This window comes from Clostridium estertheticum (assembly GCF_026650985.1).
Lineage (GTDB): Bacteria > Bacillota > Clostridia > Clostridiales > Clostridiaceae > Clostridium_AD > Clostridium_AD estertheticum_C.
In genome coordinates this window covers 607,559-628,634 of record NZ_CP086239.1, presented here as the reverse complement: position 1 = coordinate 628,634, position 21,076 = coordinate 607,559, and the positions used below count along the sequence as shown (strand labels likewise).

Genomic DNA, 21,076 nt, shown 5'->3' with positions numbered 1-21,076 from the left:
TAAAATTCAAAACTGAATAATTCGTTTTTTATTAGTAGCATGCTTCATTTAATTAACTGCATTAGATTCTTTTATTGTGTATCACCAAATATTATACCATACTCGTTAGACCAATATTCTCTCGTACAACTGTGACTATCTGGTATTAATTTCAACAATTCTGTTTCAAATTTATCAAAATGTTCTTTAGCCTTGAGTTCAAATTGATTAATATATTCGATTGAACGCACGTCATCAATATTATTACTACTAACATCTACAAGAATATAAAACTTTTTACCACTACCTACGTTACTATAGCTTAAATCGCATCGTGTGAATGTTTTATAGGTGAATTTCATTTTTTTACTAATTGCATCAATACTAATAATATGTTTGTCCTTATCTTGAACATTAATTGTTCCTATTGTCCACACTTTCGTTATGATAATTCTACGTTCATTCAGATTAATTGGAGATGGTATATCAGAGAAATATCCACTTAGATCTGCCATCCTATATACACATTTACTGACATCATTTAAATAAGGCTCATAATCATTAATTCTTGCTACATGTAACGCTACATTAGGGTGTAAAATAGAAACTTCTTTTCCAATGATATACTCTTTCAATAAAGAAACATCATATTCAAATGATTCATTCTTAATACTCTCATAATCCTTTTGCCTATCACCTGATAATACTGGTCTAAATTGACTTGTTGGATACATCCAACCAACTACCGCATCTGCTGAACCATACCTCAGTTTAATGTCTGGATTAAGATTCTTTTCTCCACATAATGAATCAATTACACCATCCCTTCCGGTTAAAAAGAATGAATTATTCCAGATAAGCTTTTCAAATTCATTCTTTTCAACAAACATACTTCTATCTTGAAGTCTTATATCTCCTATGTATACTAAATTTGTGCAAGTATCATGCTCAACTGAATAAAACCTAAAAAAATCCGCTTGCGACGTACCAAGTCTTATAGGTATTGTGTAATTTGAATCTAAACCAATAACCCATTCACTTTCTTTAACAATATCTGTACCTAATATATATGTTTCCACATTTATTGGAATTTTTAGATAGTTAGAATTTATATTCGAATTTACTATTTGCATTTTTCCAAACCTGACACTTATCATATCTAAACCTATTTTAAACTTTATTCTATTTAGTTCTTCTAGTATTTGTTGTTTATATTGTGGAATTTGGTTTAATTCTATTCCACCAGATACAGTTATCTTGTGGCAAATTAAATTAGGATTCCACCCTTCATATTTGTTCTTTATAGTCAGTTCCTGATACGGTTCAAAGAAATCTTTTGAAAACACTCCAGATTCAATTTTGAAATTAACATTGTTTTTCCTATTTAATTTAAAATCGCCTAAACATACTTTAAAAAGTTCATCTAAATTTACTACGCAACCCCTTACTAAAATTGGAATAACAAGTGATTTCATACTCTGATCAATGCTGTTTCCATTAATCCAATACGATGATAATACTGGATTGTCTAAAATATAATCTACAATCCTTTCACCATCAAAATAGTCTAAATCATAATCTGGATAGTTATCCTCGTATTCTCTCTTTGCTTGGGGTGATATTCTTCCTGAAGTAGCGAAATTACCTGTTTTATACCCAAATTTAAACAATCCCATTACTACTTCGTCGGTCTCGCAACTACCCGAACATTTTGAAAAATCATAATGAAACTTACACTGTGTTAAGCATTTTTTTCCATATTTATTTATAGAAAGTATGTCTCTTTTACCATCACCCGTACCATCCATTATTTTTATATCTCTATGTTTTAACTTGAAGTATAGAATATCTGAAACCAAATTTACAAAAATTTTTTCATTAATGCCATCTAAATACTTTATTTTATCTTCCCTTTTCCCTACAGAGTGGCTCATGTATTTCTCCTCCTCTAATTAAGTGATAATGATATATTAATACTTCTATCAAGTTGATCTTAAAATCCACACACAATCACTAATGATACAGTTTACAGTTCAACTGAAAAGTAAAAAACTCAGTTGTTTATTGTACGCTTTGACTGTACTACACTCCAAATCTTAGCAAATCTATTTAGTCTTCATCCACTTTCATCTATAAATCTCCCTTTGCATTATAGACATAATATGTATTTATAATTATAATTACATTATGCAGAAATCATACCATTGTTTTCATATTTGAACAACGCTATTTTATCTATTATATTAAATATGTTTATTTCTAAATACTATATTGTTCAATTCCAAAGAGCATTGTTAGTACTTTCAATTTAAATAGTTACATCGTGTAATTTTCAAATTAACTACCAATATTTTTGAATTACAACATAAAAACACCGTAAAATTCAATAAGAATGATACGGTGTTTCAGAACAATAAATTTCAACAGTTTATAATGTTAGTCAAATTGAAGATCATACAATTTTGATTTTCCAACATAGTTCAATTTATGCGTTTCACAAAAAAACTTTAACGTATCCTCGAACCATTTTGGTGCTAATGGATGAAGCATAACACTCTTAATAAACCCATCAATATGTTCAAACGAAATGGCCTTATTTAATTTTGGTTCTCCTTGAAATTTAATAACCTTTGTAAGTATATGTGTATATTGAGTTTCATTTATCTTACCATCCATTTTTAACTGCTCTAGAGATCGTTTTTGCATTTTTATTGAATCTGATAATACTGCATCAACATTAATTTCACTAAGTAATCTAACCTCATTCTCATGTCTAAACTCATTTCTTTTACTGCAAAATGCTTTGCGCACATCAAGAGTATCATCTGCTCTCATTTGTTGTAATTCAGCTTCTAATGATAATTTATTAATATATTTAACTTCATTAATTGTTACATTATTAAGTCTATTAATTTTCTCTTCTTCTACTTCAATCCTAATTGCCATATTATTATTGGAATAAATTCTCCACAAAGCATCACTCTCTCCGTTGTTTGTCCAACACTGTCCTTTAACACAATATTCAAATCTTTTTAAAATTGCCATATTAGCCTCCGCATATTCAGGGGTTATTTTTCTTAATATGTTCATAACTTTTTTTGTTCCTTCATCAGTTTTAACTGCTTTAAACAAAAAACTTTCGAAAGGATCTTCCCAATTTGCTGGTGAAATAAATGTTAGCACTTGTCGTTGGATTATATCTACAAAAGACTCAAATGATATAAATCTATAAATAATAACTCCTCCTTTTTAATTAATTTATTCATAATGATGTTTACATTAAGAAATGGTTTTGTAAACTGAAGTCGGATATTTTGTCCGAAATAACAATGTCAAATCAAACAGTAATTCCAACCTATTTCTATACAAATTATAGCATATTACACCTATTCCTATAATCGTAATTTTTTTATTTTTTATACCGCATTATTCAATTTCCAAAGAACATTTCTCATATTTTCATTCCATTGTTACGTCATCTTTTAATAAAATTAAGAAACAAAAATACCGTAAAATTCATTTCTGAATAATAAGGCATTCATGTTAATTTTTACATTATGCTATTATATATAAATGAATATATTGAATTAGTCATTCCATTATCAGTAGAAAAGAATTCACCTGAACCACTATATAATCTAAACTCATCAAAGGTATGATCAAGTTGAAGTGCTATAAATTGAAAATCTATTCCACATGTTAATATATCATTTCGTACATTCAAATCTGCTGGATCAAGAACATATTTGTTATTCTCATCAATGCTTTGTTTAGATACAAGTTTATTAAAAACTTCTATCACATGCATATACTGTTCTCCTGTTGTTATTGTTCCAGGACAATCGTGCTTATTGCTTTTTTCTAATATAAGTGATTGCAAGTTTGTAAGCTGAAAACATTTAACTATAAACTTCTTAAGATTATCTAGGTAAGATTCATCATAAAAAGTTATATTTAATGGTGGTGTATAGCTATAATATTCTCTTAAATATTTTGCCTTATTAAAAAAGGTATATATGTCTTCTGATAATATTGAATTTTTACCATGACAATATGTATTTTTAAATTGGTTGCCAACTTTTGAATGGGTTATAACTTTTATTTTCTCCAATGTTATATTAGTATCCAAACAAATTGCTGATAGCATTGCATGGAAAATACTATAATATGCTGAAAAATAATATGAAGCCATGCATCTGTTCTCCAATGAACATTTAGCTTCTTCAAATAATATTGCTGATGCATATATCTCTTTAATAGCTCTCCATTCTCTCACTTTCCAGTCTATTACATTTAAATCATCGCTTATCTTAAACATTTCGGAATAGTTTCCCATCCATTTTTGATAATATATATCTTGTTCTTTAACACTATTAAGCTTTTCTTTAATATTGTTAAAATTACCTCCATACGGATTAACATTAACATCATCAAATCCCATTTATATCTCCTTTGATTATTAATTATATTTCTTCTACTATTAAATATTTTTCAAAGAACATAATTCATATTTACTTTTTTAACATTCACGTCGTCTTAGTTTCATATTGCTCAACAAACTTCAATACACTTATCCTATTTGCTTTTATAAAATACCTCAGGTTACACCGAGGTTAATTTTATTCCCATAAATCTTCAGTTAATTTTTCAATTTCTCTTTGTCTTTTTTCAGTTTCCTTTATATCAATAGTAATAACATCATTAATGATATTAAGTACATCACCTTCTTTAGACCCAGAAGGAATTTTATCTTTATATATATCCATCATAGTTCTATCTTCTTTTTCGCAAACTGCATAAGATCCTTCGAATCTATCTATAATTACCTTCATAATAAGTCCTCCTATTGTGGTGGTCCACATTTACTGCATGGACTATAACTTTTTTTAGCTTCTTCTAACGTAACTTGTCTAGCATTGTTAGGGTTCATCTTACCACAATTATTTATTGAGTGATACTTACTCCCTGTTGCAGATAGCCAAACCATTGTGCCACTATTGCTTTGTTTTGGAGCTACCTCTTGAGTTACTTTAGGTGCGGCTACTTTTGGTGTAGCTGCTTTAACACTGTTCATATTTGCACTTTTGGTAGTGGTAGTTGTTTTAGCAGCTACCTTTTCTTTAGCACCATTATAGCTGCCTGGTTTCACATTAAAACTAATATCTTTGCCATTTGATGTAGCAATCACAGTACCATTTTCATCTGTTCTGTAAACCGCTATATTTTTATTTTTAAACTTATCCATTGTTGATTGTACAGGATGGCCATAATCATTTCCTTTTCCAACACTTATTACTGCATACTTAGGATTGACGGCATCTAAGAATTTTTGTGTAGTAGAAGAATTACTTCCATGATGGCCAACTTTTAGCACATCTGCCTTAAGATCGTAACCCTTTGATAACATCTCATTTTCTGATACGTCTTCTGCATCTCCAGTAAATAAGAATGAATTACCTCCGAAGCTCACTTTAATAACTATAGAATCATTATTAGTGTCTTTATATCCACTTCCATTAGGCGCTAATATGGTGCATGTAGCTTCACCTAATTTAAAACTTTCTCCTGGAGTCGGTGCTGAAACTTTCAATCCTTTACTCTTAATAGCATTAACTACATCTGTAAAAGTTTTAGTAGTAGAAGTAGCTTTTGGCATGTAGATTTTACCTATTTTAAAGCTATTTATTACATAATCAAGTCCGCCAATATGATCTTCATGTGGATGAGTTCCTACCAAAAAATCTAAATTAGTAATCCCTTGATCAGTTATGTATTTTTTAACTGTTTCTGAATCCGCGTTGTTACCAGCATCTATGAGCATTGAGCTTGAACCTTGTTGTATTAAAATGCTATCTGCTTGTCCGACATTAATATAGTGTACTTTTAGTTCGCCAGAGACTGCTACTTTAGATGTTTCGGTTTTAGTAGTATTGACAGCTGCAGTTGCACCCTTAGCATCAGCTTTCACTTTTGCCTCATTACTACTGCACCCAGTAGCCATACTTATAACCATTGCAATAGCAATTAGCCAAGTCCACCCCTTCTTATAAGATTTATTCATAGATTTAATTTTCAAAATTATGCCCCCTTATATTCTTTTTTTCTATTATATAGTACCATATTAGTTATAATCATACAATTTTAGCGGTACCTTTAACGAAGCTTACGCAAAATATATTCAAAAATAAAAAAAGCCCCGAAGCTAGACTTCTCTAACCTAGGACATTAACTCATTACACTACTGTATTCCATTAAGATTCTTCAAATGTTTATTGAACTTAATTATTTTTATAATCGTATCGATTGCGAGCCAAGCTAATAAAGGAATAGACAACAATAGTCCTAATGGCCATAAAGGCGTTACGTATAATGCAAATGAAACAATAATTGCTATAATAGCTTTTTTATTATACCCACCCGTAAATTCTTTAAAGTTTCTATTGTATTCTTTTTGTTTTTGAATTTTTAAATTCATTTCAACAATATTGTTTTCATTGCCATTTGGAATAGATCTGCTTGGTGTACTCTTTCTTTTACTCCCACCAGTGTTATAACTTATACCTGTCCCAGGTACCCCAACGGTGGTTCCTCTTTTTGAATTAATGGTAAGCCCTGGAGCTATCTTTAAGCTTGCAGACGAAATACCTTTTTTACCCACATTGATTTTAAAACCTTTAGGACCAAAACTTTTTCTTATTCTGAAACCCATAATACCATCCCCTATAACTCAATACTTCTATAACCTTCCTTAGATTCCTTTATTGCTAAACTTTTGATGAAAATAAAGTGAATAAAATTTATAAAATTGTCTATAATTTAAATGTACCAATCCTTGATACGGAAATATATTAAAAATGCTGCACAGGATATCCTCTGAGTGCAGCATTTTTTTTTGTATATTAAATTAATATTAAAGCTTCCACAATATCCACTTACATGTATCAAACGAGTATTTAAGTTCATACAACCTCTCTGAGCCTTTGATTACTATCTGACATTTATATCACTCCATGACACCATCTCAATTGGTTTTGCTATAACTTTCATACTATCCCCTTCAAAACGTATGTTCCTATGTATTATACATTGCTTTACTGAAATCGGAATGGATAAAATACGCCAATATTCACCTACGTAATTGGAAGAAGACATGCTATCACATTTATTTGAGATATTGACATGTCTTATTTTTGTTATACTTTTTCCATACCTATTTTTTATTTTGAAATCATTTTATTGTTTTTAAAAAAGAGGTTTTCAATAGTATTTACCCTGTAACTTCTACTTTTGGATAGCTTCTAATCTATTTTTCAATTCTTCACAATCGTTATTAAAGTTTTCAGCTATATTTATTAATTCCATAACTTTTCGAACATTATTTTCACCTGTTTCAAATTCGATTATCGCCAACAAATATGGGATATCACTGAATGTATTTTCGTCATAGTATAATGAACTTAATATCCTCTTTGCCTTACTAAATTCTGAAATCTTCACATAACAAGAGCCTAACACATAGATATATCTAGGCAATGTATGATCATATTGATCTACAATTAATTTAATTATTTTTTTATAATCTACAATTTTCATTTTTAGCATAGCTTCAACTTTCCATAAATTTATATCATATAATGTTACTTCTAAATGTCCTTTTTCTTGAATTTCATATGCTCGATCTAATAAACATACTGCTTCTTGTGGGTTATGTTCAATACATATAATTGCATTAAAATAAATAGCAATGTGACTTAATTGGTCTTTTTCTATGCATTTTTTAAAACAGGCCTTGGCAAGATTTATATCATTAATAGACTTTTTAAAAGCAGTTAACCCTACTGTCATATAATCACTATCATCGATTATTTCATCAATTGAGTTTACTTTTACTATTTTCCAAAGTTTATCGAAATCATTTGTAGAGAAGCTATTAATCATAAAATACAGGCTTTTGCCCTCATAGACTTCTTTTCTTAGTTCCATATAACTTCCAGTAAGTCTATCAAATGCCAGATAGGCAGAAACAAGAAGTACTAAAGTAGTTAATGGATTGTAAGAACTTACAATACTATTTTTAAATAAAGATATAACTATAATTGGTGTTAGTATAAAAAATATTATAATTTTTTTTACTTTTAATGATTCCCCGTTTGCACTCCCATATACAAGCATTACGATAAAAATACTTGTCCAAAATACCATAACTTGAATTAGATTTAATAAAACAAAGTATACTGATGTGTAGCCTATTGATAATACTATCATTGCAATAGTATAAAAAATATATATGTATAAGTGTCTTTTCTTCAATACAACATTTGAATAAATCCGAAGCATAATGCTATAAAGCACATCGAACTCTTTAATAATTTCTCTATCATCATGAAATAGCATAAGTGAAACAACTATAACTAAAATAATAACAAAAATTATCAAAAATTGTTTAAAATCAATTACATGTACTATGAGACTAGGAATATACATTTTCATTTTTATAGTATTATGAGGAGTGCTAATTTGAGCTATATTCCAAAAGAAAATTTTTATATTTTCACACATTACAGGTAATATTAAAGTACATACATATATAATTGCTGCTAAAATATAAGTAAATATTAACAATGAAAAAAATTCAACTAATTTTTTCCTGTTTTTTCTTATGAATGAAATTCTTGAATATTGTAACGAAATTTCCATCTCTTTAAAAGTGTTAATATACTTATTCATTATAAATAATAATCTTTTCAAAAATTACCTCCCTCATTCTCTTTATGATTTTTATATCAATAAATAAATTCCCTATATTTATTATTTCTTTTATATATTCGTTCATATAATCTCCACCTTTACATATTATTTCTATTTTTATATAAATTCTACACAAGTCTCGTTTTTCTTCTATACTTCTGCAAAAAATAAAAAAGGGCCTGAAACTAAATTTCTCTAATCTCAGACCTAATATTATTTCTAAAACCACTACTTTATTTCTCAATATCACTTAGGCTATTATTAAATCTTATTAAACAAGTTGCTTTTATATTATGAGTTAAAACTTATTCCTAACTTAGTATAAATTGGTTTTATTAAATCTTCAGTTAATGGCCAGTCTATACTTACTTTGTTAGGATGCTGATTTATTAAATAGTACAACAATAAAATTACTGGTTGCCTAAATAAAAGTTGTGTGTTGTATTTTGAATTTATTTGTTCCTTTAGCATTTCAATATGCTCATTAATAAAATTTATGAGATCCTCAGCATTTATTTCAGCAATCATTTCCTCATAAACATCTATTATTAATTCTTGGATTTTATTATTTTCTTCTGGCATTCTTATTCTGTTAGTATATTCATCTTTTATTATTGGAAGTAAATTATTTGACTTTTTATTATTCTCTATTGTCATCTTGTCATTTACCTCCTTAAAAATAGAATCTGTAGTTTCAATCATTGCCATGCTTCTCGCAACTAATCTTTTAATCATTGGTTCGACTGTTTGACTTGGCTTATAAACTGTATCGTGTGACAATTCACTGAATGCATGTTGCAGTAATGTTCTAATCTGCACTTCACATGGGGTTAATTGATCGATAGTAATATTATTTACAATTATAGCTTTAGTATTTCTAATAATATAATGAACTGATTGGTATTCAAAAACAGAGGGGTTTTCTAACCTTTCCCACTCAAAATTTTTATCTTCGGAAATATTCCATTCCCTACAATCTTCTATTATATTCTGTATAATTTTTATATCATCTAGCAATAATACTACAAACCTAATACCAACCTTATCTGTTATATCATCTAAAGGATTACTATAGTTTTTACCTCTATAGAATGCCTTTTCAATAATAGAGCTATCGTCCTTTACCCTTGCTAATACTTGTATCTTTATAAAACTTTCTGTGTCATGTTTTTGTTTTTTTAATTCTGTGAATATATACTCTTTTATATATTGTCCCCAACTTCTTAAACTATCCTTCTGTTTATCATAATCTTCTATAAATTTTTCTTCATCTCTCATTATTGCTGATATTTAATCTTTCCTCCAACTTTTAATGTGGTTCCATAATCATCTGTACCAATAATTTTTACTAAATTATTAAAATTTTCAGAAGGCCCTGCAATACTTATTTCATTAAAAAATTTTATTTTCCTTTGTTTTAATCTATTTTCTATATATTGGTTGTCCTTTTGAATTAATGTTGTAGGTATATTCTTATTCACCATGTAATCATTATATGAATCCTTTACTTCAGCTTCGAATGAATTATCTGAAAAATCTTCTATACTGATGGAAGCGTTTATAGGTGATTTTATATAAGAATAAAGTTGTAAATTTAAATCTATTTTCTCCTCGTCTGTTATTTCCAAAATATTTATGAATTCTTTAGTTCCTTCATAAAAATCTTTTGTAATTACTTTGCTATTTCTTTTAAATGTAGAACCTAAAAAAGTATCATAAAAATATAATGCGGCTTCTTTTGTTTCTGACTTCTTCATATTATTATCATACACGAAAACATTATATTTTTCTTCTAATTTAGAATTATTTTCTTCGCCATCGTTATTTTTAATAAAAACTGCTATCTTATAAAGCTTTTGTTGAGGTGTCAACAATAAATCTGATAAGTATTTTAATATTTCCTCATTACTTTCAGTTATTGTCCTAGTAAATCCACTATGTATCTCTGCTTTAATAACGCCAGTAATAGGAGTGTTATTTAGTCCGATAGTCCCACTAAAAACTATAACTACCCCCCCTGGTATCCTTCTTGATGTTTGAGATTCAGCTAATTTATGTGCAATAGTCTGCGAATCTTTTATAAAGGTTTCATCATCGCAATTTAGCATTGAATTAATTAGATATACGCAGCTATCATTGCTGGAGTCCTTTATTTCCATCTCCATACTATTTGATTTATTCCCTATTGCGTTGATAACTCTTTCAGTTAAAACCTCCAGCCCTGCTTCATCTAATACTGACAACGTATGATTAAACTTTGGTTCGACTACTCCCTTTTCAAAATTCCGTTTAAAAATTTCATGAATAATAATTTTATTAATTTTTAAATTTTTGAATTCCATATAACTCCCCCATTCATTATTTTATATCTCAAGGGAATTTGTGTTATAATAACAATATATTCTTTGAGATATACATTATGTGAAACCACCATAGATTAACTGTCAATGTGGTTTCTTTTTTATTGTACATCTACTTCTATAATAGGACAAGCATTTCCATATTTTCCAAAAATAAAAAAAACTCAAGGATTTTCTCCCTGAGGTTTAATTATTATGCTACTTGTACAGCCCCTTGTATGGTCGCTATAGTCTGTTTAAGTTGTACATTTTCAGTTTGCAATTGAGTTGCTCGTGCTTGAACTTTCTGTAACTGTGCTTGCTTTTCTGCTTCTGTTAAATCTTTATGTCCAAGTGCAAGCGTTTCTGCTTCTATAATCCCATTTATAATAGTATCTATCTCCTCAGTTGGTTCTATGTTTAATAATTTCAATGCTGCGTAAATAGTTTCTTTGGATTTTTCATTTCTTTCATCTTTACCTAATTTGCTATTAATACATAATTGTTCCGCTTGACGGACACCTATATGACCATATTTTTCTATCACCTTTAATGTATCAAGGACAGGATTAACTGGCATAATTTTATCTGCGACTGCAATAACTGCATCTGCTCCATTTAGTGCCATGTCCACCTTTTGTAATACCTCATCTACTTTTACACCTTTCCTTTTTAATAATGGAAACAGAACTAACAGTGTTGCTACTACCCCTGAAGTTACTCCTAAAATTGTACCTACATTTAATAAATTTTGCATTAATAATTCCTCCTAAATTTTATTTGAATTTTATATATTACTATCTTAATAAAGCAGTCCAAGTTCCTTGCCCCACTATCCCATCTGCATTTAATCCCATTGCTGCTTGATATTTTATAATCGCATTTTTAGTTATATCTCCGAAATATCCAGTTTGTAAATTAGTTGGGAATCCTAGCCTCTTTTGTATCCACTTTGTTATATTACCGTTAGCTCCAAACTTAGTTAAAGGACATCCTGCTAATGTGTTTGTACCATTAAATCCGTCTACTTTTTGATTACTGAATCCTTGTCTATTACATTCGTCTTGTAATTGAGCGATTGAGTTATTTACTCGTGTTTCTGGGATTGTTACATTGCTTGCTTGCTTATTAATTATTATAGGAGCATGACTACCAACTTTACCATTTATCCCATCCGTAATAGCTTTGCCTACTACGTCTGCCCCTAACTTTTTGTATAGTTCTACATCTTCTGTTGCTTCTACAAAACATACTTCTACCAAAACGGTTGGCATATTTGTAGCCCTTACATCATGAAGGTGCATACCATTTTTTAAACCTCTATTTTTAAATCCGAGGGCCTGTAAATTGTTTAATATTCTAGTCCCTGTTGCCACGCTTATAGAACTAGATGGGTTAATCCATATCTCGCTACCGATCGCGCCATTGTAATTCGTATAAGTATTGTTAAAATGTATCGGAACGAATAGATCTACATGATTATTATTTGCGGTATCTGTACCGTAATTTAAGTCTTCATTTTCTCCACAATTTTCTGGCGTACAATTTACAACCGTATCACCTGCATTTTTTAAATTTTCGTTCATTGCTGCGCATACATTTCTATCCTCTGTAACTTCGTTTATTATTGCACTTGCACCCTCACATTGTCTGTTGTGTCCGCCTCTTGTACCGATTTTTTCCATAATGATTTCCTCCTTTAAATTTAAAAGAACCAAGACTATTTGTCCTGATTCTTAATTTCCTGATTCTTAATTTCCTTTTTATTTCCTTCCTGTAATTGGATAAGAGCATCTTTTAGTTTTTTAGGTATAGGTACGTTTAATCGCGCTGCGTTTTCTAAAATACTTATTCCTTCCATACCAATGTAAAAGTATATTACTAAAGTACGGAATACCCAACCTTGACCTAGTAATTTATCTAACATTACTGCTAATGTAAGTATAATTAATATAGTGAATTTCTTTTTAAGCCCCTTAAAGCCTATATCAGAACTTAATTTATTTTCCTTTTTACCACATAATATCCCCATTACGTAATCTGCAATCATACAGTAAAATAAAGCTTGTAGTCCTATTTCCCATGAGCCAAACAACCATGTAAAAAGTCCAGCTGATGCAGTTCCAATAACTGCGGTTTTGCCTGTAAAGTAGTCTTGGCAATACTCAATAAAGTGTTTCATTTACGCCCCCTTATAAAAAATAATCAAAATAAAAAGACTATTTCTAGTCCATATTTTGATTTAATTATTTTTCTATACATTTATAGATTTCTAATGGCTTGCTCTTATCAAATTTGTCTATTGGTCTAAAAGTTTCAGTCCCAATAGTCATGGTTTGTGTTGGTAAATTTAAATCATCAAAACCATAAGTTTCGTAATCTTGTGATGTTGGAATTATGATAGCCAAAGGCTCAAATTTTCCATTTTTATATTGGTCGGACTTTATTGTGTAAAATTGGTAATTTTGTTTTAATAGATATTTAATATATTTAATTCGATTAAATGTCCACGTTCTTACACTCATGGCTCCCTTACTATCTGTTGCTTCAATCATAATTGTATGAATAGAAGCAGTTAGTGTACCCCAGATACTTGTCAAATCTAAAGTGTAATTCTGCTCTGTTAATTGGTTTCCTAAAGTTCTTATTATATTCCCATCTATTTTTTCTACCACAGAAAATCCGTCTGAATCCGAAACTGTGTATTCTTTAATAATTGGTGTATGGCAATCACCTAGGCTCTTGTCTAAATCAGATATCAAAGGGTCAGGATTCAGAGTTTCAAGGGCGGGACGCCAGCCGATACCCACAGTATGATAATAACTAGTATAGTAATCGAAAAAGCGGGAAGAGGAGGAACCTCGGACAACACGACAGGCAGCATTTAAAAGATATGCATTCTGAACCCAACTGTAACAATTTTTCCAGTGCCATTTCGTGTTGTCGCTATTAGCATCAAATATTTTATTCCACTCATTGTTATTTGGGTCACCGTCTGAACCACCGCCAGTAAGGGTTCTTAATTTATATTCTTGTCCATTAATCGTTATACCTTTGCCTGCAATAAGTCCTTGGGCATTCAAAGTGTCCCAATTCACGTTTACCAATATATTTCTCTCTGCGACTAAAAGCTTTTTACCACCAATTGTAGTTTCTGTCCAATTTATTTTATAATTATCGGCTGCATCTGTGTCCCTTATTTCTATATTTCCACTTGAGTAGTTAGGGATATTGCCGCCACTAACGGGATTAGTAGGGTTTAGTTGTTTTGTGCCATTTAAATATAATGTACCTAATTTAATTAAATCTCCATTTGCCATTATTAATTGCACCTCCTTTCTAATAATTTATTTTAATATCATTTGAAAAATAAACCTCTATTTGTAATAGGGAATTGCTTGCATATACTACTTTGTACTCCGTTTCCATAGCTTGCACCCACTTTCCTTGTCCATCAAATTGTAAATCGAGGTTATCTAATTCATCAACATCTAAAATATTATCCATAGAGAATAAATAAGCAAATCTTATCTTTTTAGAAGTTATTAATTCATTCCAAAATACATCATTAATAGAATTAAAAACTTCCGTTGTCATACCCTCTGCTCTTACATTTTCAATGTCAAAATTTACGTCTACCCATTTATCAGTTTTGAACGTCTTCCAAGTTGTCCCACTGTCTACACTACAAACAACTTTTATATTCTTGCCTGTAGCAATTAATTTAAAATAATCAATGTGTTCTGCATTGCTTAAATTCATATCTCCTTTGGGCATTAGAATTCTATCAAATGGAATGGCCGTAACCTTTAATTTTTGTATTACTCCATCCTCAAAATCATCAAACCCTTCTACAAATTTATACTTGTTTGTATCTAATGTAGTTTTATATTCTGTAAAGGCGCTTTCGTCTCTACTTACTGCGTAATCCTGTATATATTCAGTTTTTATATGAACCTTACCATCAAAAACAATAAATTCATCATCTTTAAAATCATTACCTTCACCGTTACTGAATGTATTTTTTGTTGCTATAACATTTTGAGCACCTAATTCATATTTCAATAAATTTACCCTAGGTACTTTGAAATCTAATATGTTAATGGGTATGTCTACTATATATGGCACTGTAGGGCTTCCCACAATGCCCATTTTGCTCACTTGTTTCATTCCACCACCAGTTATTTCGCCAGCATCTACACCGTCAATTGTAATAAATTTTCCTGTTTCCTCTGAATAAGCTACTAACTGTTTATTCTTCTTATTGGTAACATCTACGTCAGATAATTCTTCAAATTTTGTGATTCTCTTATCTATTATTTCTTTGTGTGTTTTTTCGCTCGTCCAACCTGTCTTGGGACTTATCACACTATCATTAAACACAACATCTTTATCTAGTGTTACATTAAAAAACTCACTCATATAGCCACTTCCTACTTATTTATAATTAGTTGAAAATCACGTACATTGAAATTATGATTATCAGTGTCTTTAATTATTCTTACATAAATATCTTTCTTAGTTAATTGCGCTATGTCTAAAACGATAGTATCTGTATAGACTATATTGTCTATGGATAATTGGATTAAGTCGTTAGATCTTGTTTGAGTGCCTATATTTACATTCATATAATCTTTATTCCCTATGTTTTTAATAGTGATAAGTTCCTCCAAGTCCTGTAACAATGCTGAATCAATATTATTTATTACATTGCCAAGATATATGATTTCAAAATTGTAAGGACTGAGAACATAAACATCCCCATAACTAAGGCCTAATATTTCCGACTTATAGTATTCTTTTCCTTCTAAATCTTTAAGTACAAAATATCCTTGTATTTTAGCATCTAGGAAGACCTTACATTCCATCTCAGCATTAAATAATCTAATCGTGACTAATTCATCTTTTGAATTATAAAATTCAACTGTGAAGCCCTCCGGTGCATTTTGTAGAGTAACATATGGATTAGCATAGACTTTATAACTATCTAATATAAAATCCTCTTTATTGTATTTCATAAAACCTTGTTTTGTAAGTGACTCTGAGAACTCCATGCCACCAATATTTGTATAGGTAACTCCATCTTTGCTACTGTAAGCTTGTATATAATTATCTTGCTTTAATATCTTCCAAAACTTATTTTGAGCATTCAAATCTGTATCTTTAATGCCAAAACTATACTCTTTATTTCCGATGTAGATCATAGAATAATCATCTATGGCCATAGTTTTAAATTTCTCTTTTTCTATCTCTATAACAAATTCGTTATACTCAAATTTCCTTTCTATTTTGTTGTTAGAAATTAACTTTAATATACCCGTGGCAATATCTCTAGTTATATTTGCACCCCCAGCAAAATCTGAAAAAGAAGAAGCTAAGAGATAATTCTCAGCTTCAAGTAATCCATTTTCAACTTTTATAAGCTTCATTTTATCAGCTCCTATACTCTAGGTTGCATAATATAATCGTATGGTACAAACTCAATTACTTGTATGTTAGCACTACCGATTCCACTTGCTAATAGTGTATGAGCTTCTGCTAATGCATCATCATAGCAATTAGTAGCATAGCCAGTTATCTCATCACCTTTTTCATCAGTTTCATGCCCAAATGGTAACATAGTCAATGCGTGAGTCTTTAGTATTCCCCACATTTTTTGTCTTGGCTTTTTGAAATCTATTGCGCTTATTATCATTTCATTACCTCCCTAAAATATTCTTTTTCTCAAAGTTTTGCGTTTCTATCATGTAATTTCTTTTGCCTTTTAATTTGTCTGTAATCTTCATTAAATCTCCATCTGTGGCCATCCGGTTAAAATTTCTTTCTATATCCATGACCTTAGCATTCCGCCATAATGGTACTAAATTAAAGTGATGATATTTCATATAATCTATTAAGTTTGATATTAATATTCCAATAGCTCGTAAGCCGCTTTGAGCATTTAAAAAATACACCTTTTCAGCTTCCCACCTAATCCACCTATATGTTCTATAGTAATCAGTATTGGGAATGGAGGTATCTAATGTATACCAGTCATACAAAATTTCCATTAATAGCTGTATGGATTCCCTGCCTGTGCAACTCATCCAACCTTGTACATTCTTATGCCATACCATAGTGATTATGTTTATTAGGTCTATCATTATTTCAACGCTAACTCCTATAGGAGGAACATTGTAATCTATACCCCAGTTTTGACCCCATTCTACAGGATGACTATTGTATCTTAAATATTCAAAGTCGGTATTTTCCATAATGTCTTTCATTTTTACATAGTCCTTATTAGGTACAACTAATCCATCTGTTGGAGAGGTAGGCTGTAACCACCACCATCTTTTAGTTACCTCAATAAATTTATTAATGTTTTCCTTGTAAATGTTTTTGGGTGTATTCATTAGATATTTATCATAATCTTTGTACGCATCCAATATATTTAAATCTAATAATTTTTTCTCAATTTGTTTATAAACATCTATAATAGACATAGCATTTAAATAGAAATCATTATTTTTAAATATTGTGGTTATCATTTCCCTGCCCAAATAGTTTTGAGTTTCTTTATATAGGTTAATTAGATTTTCTCTATCTAAATAGCTCTGGTTGTTTTTATATACAGGAATTATTACAACCCTATTTAAGTAATTCTCAGTATTTTTATATGTTGTCCTTAATACATGCCTATAAAAATACTTTTTACTTTCATCTTTATTAATATGTTTTAAACTAATCTTTTCTAAGCCATTTATATAATCGTATTTATTTATGTCTTTTCTTTCAAGTCGATAAATTAATTTAAGGCTATCATTTAGATATAGATCATGTCTAGTTATTCTATCTAAAAAATCAATGTCATTCTTAAACAATTTATTAACATTATATCTATACATTAAACGGTTGTTATGTTTGCTCATTTGCTTATCATTAATTCTATCAAAATACTTGTCATTAACTTTATTTATATATCTTTTGTTATTGTTATTGTAAAAATAATAGCTTTGTATATTTATTTGCTTTGTAATTTCTGGTTCCATAAATTTAGAATCATATATATTTAAACAATTCACATCTTGATCTTTTAAATACACATCTTTAATTTTGTATAATTGACTAGAACTATTAATAGCCAATTCTAATTCAGTTGTTTTATAAAAACCTAAATCATCTTTATTTTTTAATTCTTTTTCATGATTAATATTAATTTGTCTTAAATCAATAGCTTTAAGTTCTTTAGCATTTTGCTTACTCAATTCAATTACATTCTGGCTAGATAAGTTTTTGAGGTATTCAATATTGATGTTTGGAGCATTGGTATATAATCCTTTTGCATCATTCTTGCTTATAGAAGAAAATACCCTTTCAACCATTTTATTGTTTAGAATTGTAATGTCATTGATTTTTTTATTTAATAGTTTATTATCATTTTTATTGATAACTTTTATTTCGTTAGACATATAAGTATTTTTTAGTTTATCAATTTGAATTGTTTCATCTTTATAAATTGATTTACTTTCGCTCTTGTTTATCTCCTTGGTAGTATTATATTTAAACATTGCTGCATTATAAAAGTCCCCCACATAATTAAAATTACACAAGGGTATTATTTTATGTAGGGTCATTTACATCACCTCTATTCTACTGTTTTAGGGCATCTAATAGCTATACAGTAATTAATATTTGCACTATTATTCAAGAAATTGTATGGTGCAGTAATCTTGAATTTCTTATAGTATTCTTCATCTGTAGTATCCTTTTTGTAAGCTAATTTATCCATATCATATATGCTCGAAGCATCTCCGGCTAAAACATTAATCATCTTTCCGCGCTCCATGTCTACTGGATGTACTAATGTAATATCACTAAATTGGTGTTTTTTATGATTCCATCTTGAACCCTCTACATTGCATTTATCCATAAAAGGATTAGTGCTATAAAACCCAGGATAATGAGGTTGATAAGGCATACCTATTTTATTGGCTATCATACAAAAATCCGTTATTCCAGTTGCAGTTCTTTCACCGTAGGGACTTGCGTATCTAGGCTCTATATCTGAACTTGTTGTTATACCGAAATTGTATATGTCATCTGTAGTTGCTGAATCCTCTACCGGCTTTAATGCTCCTATATAGGCATAACTTGTTAAATAGTTTTCATATGGTGAAATATCTGCTGACGGGTCACCCCTTAATACTAAATTGATGCTATCTTTTGTAACATTAAGCCAATATTGTACTGGTAGAAAATCCTTAATTCCTGATTGTACTTTTCTATACCATGCAAGTCTATAGTTATATTCCTTTTGTATCACTGACGATATATCTAAATCAGTTCCAGCACTGTTTAACGCTCCTGATATTTGCAAAACTATATTATTCAATGAATTACTTTTAGTCATAGCACTAACATACAAATTATAGTCATCACTGTTCCCGTTTGTACTACCTACACCAGCCATCATTTCTAAAACTTGTGCATCCGTCCTATGCACCGGGTACCCATTATTACTATAGCTATGTAAACTTTTAAAATTAACTAATGCCTGTTTTTCTTCTTTTGTTAAATCTGCATTTAGTCTGTCTAGTTTTAAATAAAATTGTTTCCCATAAGTTGTAGAAGCTTTTAAAATACACATATCTTTGCTACTTCCAACCGTAAATTTTGTATCAACTTTATCAGTTACACTTGCATCTGTTATAAGATTTACTTCACTAGCGATATCTGAGGCCCCTACTAAATCAATTGTCGCTGGGTATGCTAGATCCCATTTATATATACCAGCGTTTTGCGTTATTTCACTTACTAAATTTTTAACTAAATTTTTAACACTTGAGTTACCTTCTACATAGTAAAAATTATCGGCCATGTTAAATACCTCCATTTATTATATTAATTATGTCTGAATCTTTTATTTCCAAATATTCTAAGTCAACCACTACCTGTCTACTATTCCCACTATTATTGTGCAAAATAAAAGAAATAGGTGTATTAGCATTAACTTTAAAATAAGTATTAAAGTGTTTATGCTCTCCTATTTCCTTTGTGGCTGAACTATCTATTATTTTATTTTTATTAATCTCTAAGCTATATTTATCTTCTTTTTTCCAACCTGTTTGATTAAAATGTAGTCCAGTTAAAAAAATATCCTTATCAAATTTAAATATTTCTATAGTGTTCTTTACTACTGGAGGAATATCTAACAATCTGCCTTCTATTTTTTGAATACCTTCGTTCTTATATAGAATAAAATCTTCTATTTTATTTTTCAAACCCTCGTATCTTATACTAGGCAATAATTCTTTTATACTCTCTAGCAGTAATTCAATATTATCAGTATTCAATTGAGGATATTTATCTCTTAACTCATCATCAATAATTTCAAGCAATTTTTTCTTTAAATCATCAGTTAATTCATCAAAATTAACAATATATTTGGATAAACTCATTACAAATCTTCCAATATGTTAAAATCTACCCAAAGTACCTTGCTTGATCCGCTCTCATTATTAAAATTAAAATTAATTATTTGTCCTGAAGCTACTGGATAAAACACATTAAAATATTTATGTTCTCCATACTCTTTTGTCCGTACTTTATCAAATAGATTTTCTTTTTCAACAACCAAATCCCATGAATCTAAAAAGTTCCAAGCGCTTAAACTATAAGTAATTCCTGTGATTCTACCCTTTTGAGGTACTTTAAATTCTATTGTGTGCAGTCCCTTAACTGCAGGTATCTCTAGCATTTTACCGTAGATTTTTTGTGTACCACTTATTCCTAAATTCCCCGCTAATCCGTCTAATTTAACACCTAAAGCATTTAAAGCAGTAATCAAACTATTATAGTCAATACCTTGTATTTTCCCACTAATCTCTTGAAGCAATCTTTCCATCTCAATTGTGGAGAAGGTTATATCTCCAACATCAACTTTTATTCCATTTTCTAAATAGCTTTTGATGGCATCTGCCAATTCATCAAAATTGACTACATAATTAGGCAAACTCATGTTTTTCACC

The 21,076-nt window shown here is 29.6% G+C and carries 20 protein-coding genes and 1 pseudogene; 1 reads left to right on the top strand and 20 read right to left on the bottom strand.

Annotation, left to right across the window (positions count from 1 at the left end):
* Positions 1-71: 71 nt before the first annotated feature.
* Both LL038_RS03135 and LL038_RS03130 read right to left on the bottom strand, forming a co-directional pair.
* On the bottom strand, positions 72-1,913 hold the full coding sequence (locus tag LL038_RS03135; RefSeq protein WP_216122456.1) for a hypothetical protein: 1,842 nt from the start codon (positions 1,911-1,913) through the stop codon (positions 72-74).
* Positions 1,914-2,415: 502 nt separating this feature from the next.
* Positions 2,416-3,024 carry a DUF2971 domain-containing protein gene (locus LL038_RS03130; protein ID WP_268055983.1) on the bottom strand — a complete coding sequence of 203 codons (609 nt, stop codon included), beginning with the start codon at positions 3,022-3,024 and terminating at the stop codon, positions 2,416-2,418.
* Between the two features lie 37 nt (positions 3,025-3,061).
* On the opposite strand from LL038_RS03130, the gene LL038_RS03125 reads away from it, so the two are divergent.
* Positions 3,062-3,211 carry a hypothetical protein gene (locus tag LL038_RS03125; protein WP_268055982.1) on the top strand — a complete coding sequence of 50 codons (150 nt, stop codon included), beginning with the start codon at positions 3,062-3,064 and terminating at the stop codon, positions 3,209-3,211.
* Between the two features lie 318 nt (positions 3,212-3,529).
* Here LL038_RS03125 and LL038_RS03120 read toward each other — a convergent pair whose 3' ends face one another.
* The 18 genes and pseudogenes from LL038_RS03120 to LL038_RS03035 all read right to left on the bottom strand — a co-directional run bounded on the left by LL038_RS03120 (position 3,530) and on the right by LL038_RS03035 (position 21,066).
* Positions 3,530-4,420: a hypothetical protein gene (locus tag LL038_RS03120; RefSeq protein ID WP_216122452.1), complete on the bottom strand. Its 891-nt coding sequence runs from the start codon at positions 4,418-4,420 to the stop codon at positions 3,530-3,532.
* A 178-nt stretch (positions 4,421-4,598) separates the two neighbouring features.
* Positions 4,599-4,811, bottom strand: coding sequence for a DUF3006 domain-containing protein (locus LL038_RS03115; protein WP_216122450.1), 213 nt, complete (start codon positions 4,809-4,811; stop codon positions 4,599-4,601).
* 11 nt (positions 4,812-4,822) lie between these two features.
* Entirely contained in the window at positions 4,823-6,055 is a 1,233-nt protein-coding gene (locus LL038_RS03110) for a ComEC/Rec2 family competence protein (protein WP_253200243.1), read from the bottom strand.
* A gap of 162 nt (positions 6,056-6,217) precedes the next feature.
* Positions 6,218-6,688, bottom strand: a complete 471-nt coding sequence (locus tag LL038_RS03105) for a DUF4236 domain-containing protein (RefSeq protein ID WP_216122448.1) — start codon at positions 6,686-6,688, stop codon at positions 6,218-6,220.
* 572 nt (positions 6,689-7,260) lie between these two features.
* The gene (locus LL038_RS03100) at positions 7,261-8,727 is read right to left on the bottom strand and encodes a hypothetical protein (protein WP_216122447.1); all 1,467 of its coding nucleotides are present in this window, start codon (positions 8,725-8,727) and stop codon (positions 7,261-7,263) included.
* 291 nt (positions 8,728-9,018) lie between these two features.
* Entirely contained in the window at positions 9,019-10,005 is a 987-nt protein-coding gene (locus LL038_RS03095) for a GTP pyrophosphokinase (protein ID WP_216122445.1), read from the bottom strand.
* Positions 10,005-11,069 (bottom strand): nucleoid-associated protein, encoded by a 1,065-nt coding sequence (locus tag LL038_RS03090; protein ID WP_216122443.1) that lies wholly within the window; start codon positions 11,067-11,069, stop codon positions 10,005-10,007. The genes LL038_RS03095 and LL038_RS03090 overlap by 1 nt, the downstream gene beginning before the upstream one ends.
* A 211-nt stretch (positions 11,070-11,280) precedes the next feature.
* Positions 11,281-11,823, bottom strand: a complete 543-nt coding sequence (locus LL038_RS03085) for a hypothetical protein (RefSeq protein WP_216122441.1) — start codon at positions 11,821-11,823, stop codon at positions 11,281-11,283.
* A 40-nt stretch (positions 11,824-11,863) separates the two neighbouring features.
* Positions 11,864-12,751, bottom strand: a complete 888-nt coding sequence (locus tag LL038_RS03080) for an N-acetylmuramoyl-L-alanine amidase (RefSeq protein WP_216122439.1) — start codon at positions 12,749-12,751, stop codon at positions 11,864-11,866.
* Positions 12,752-12,786: 35 nt separating this feature from the next.
* Entirely contained in the window at positions 12,787-13,248 is a 462-nt protein-coding gene (locus LL038_RS03075; protein ID WP_216122437.1) for a phage holin family protein, read from the bottom strand.
* 64 nt (positions 13,249-13,312) lie between these two features.
* Positions 13,313-14,386: a hypothetical protein gene (locus tag LL038_RS03070; protein ID WP_216122435.1), complete on the bottom strand. Its 1,074-nt coding sequence runs from the start codon at positions 14,384-14,386 to the stop codon at positions 13,313-13,315.
* 19 nt (positions 14,387-14,405) lie between these two features.
* A complete protein-coding gene (locus LL038_RS03065) occupies positions 14,406-15,488 on the bottom strand; it encodes a signal peptidase II (RefSeq protein WP_216122432.1) in 1,083 nt (360 codons plus the stop codon).
* Positions 15,489-15,499: 11 nt separating this feature from the next.
* Positions 15,500-16,495, bottom strand: a complete 996-nt coding sequence (locus tag LL038_RS03060) for a hypothetical protein (protein WP_216122430.1) — start codon at positions 16,493-16,495, stop codon at positions 15,500-15,502.
* 11 nt (positions 16,496-16,506) lie between these two features.
* Entirely contained in the window at positions 16,507-16,761 is a 255-nt protein-coding gene (locus LL038_RS03055) for a hypothetical protein (RefSeq protein ID WP_216122428.1), read from the bottom strand.
* Between the two features lie 4 nt (positions 16,762-16,765).
* Positions 16,766-18,682, bottom strand: coding sequence for a hypothetical protein (locus tag LL038_RS03050; protein ID WP_216122427.1), 1,917 nt, complete (start codon positions 18,680-18,682; stop codon positions 16,766-16,768).
* A gap of 11 nt (positions 18,683-18,693) precedes the next feature.
* The gene (locus LL038_RS03045; protein WP_216122425.1) at positions 18,694-19,926 is read right to left on the bottom strand and encodes a hypothetical protein; all 1,233 of its coding nucleotides are present in this window, start codon (positions 19,924-19,926) and stop codon (positions 18,694-18,696) included.
* A 28-nt stretch (positions 19,927-19,954) separates the two neighbouring features.
* Positions 19,955-20,506: pseudogene (locus LL038_RS03040) on the bottom strand (hypothetical protein); the annotation flags it as partial.
* On the bottom strand, positions 20,506-21,066 hold the full coding sequence (locus tag LL038_RS03035) for a hypothetical protein (protein WP_216122422.1): 561 nt from the start codon (positions 21,064-21,066) through the stop codon (positions 20,506-20,508). The gene LL038_RS03035 and the pseudogene LL038_RS03040, both read right to left, overlap by 1 nt.
* Between the last annotated feature and the right edge of the window lie 10 nt (positions 21,067-21,076).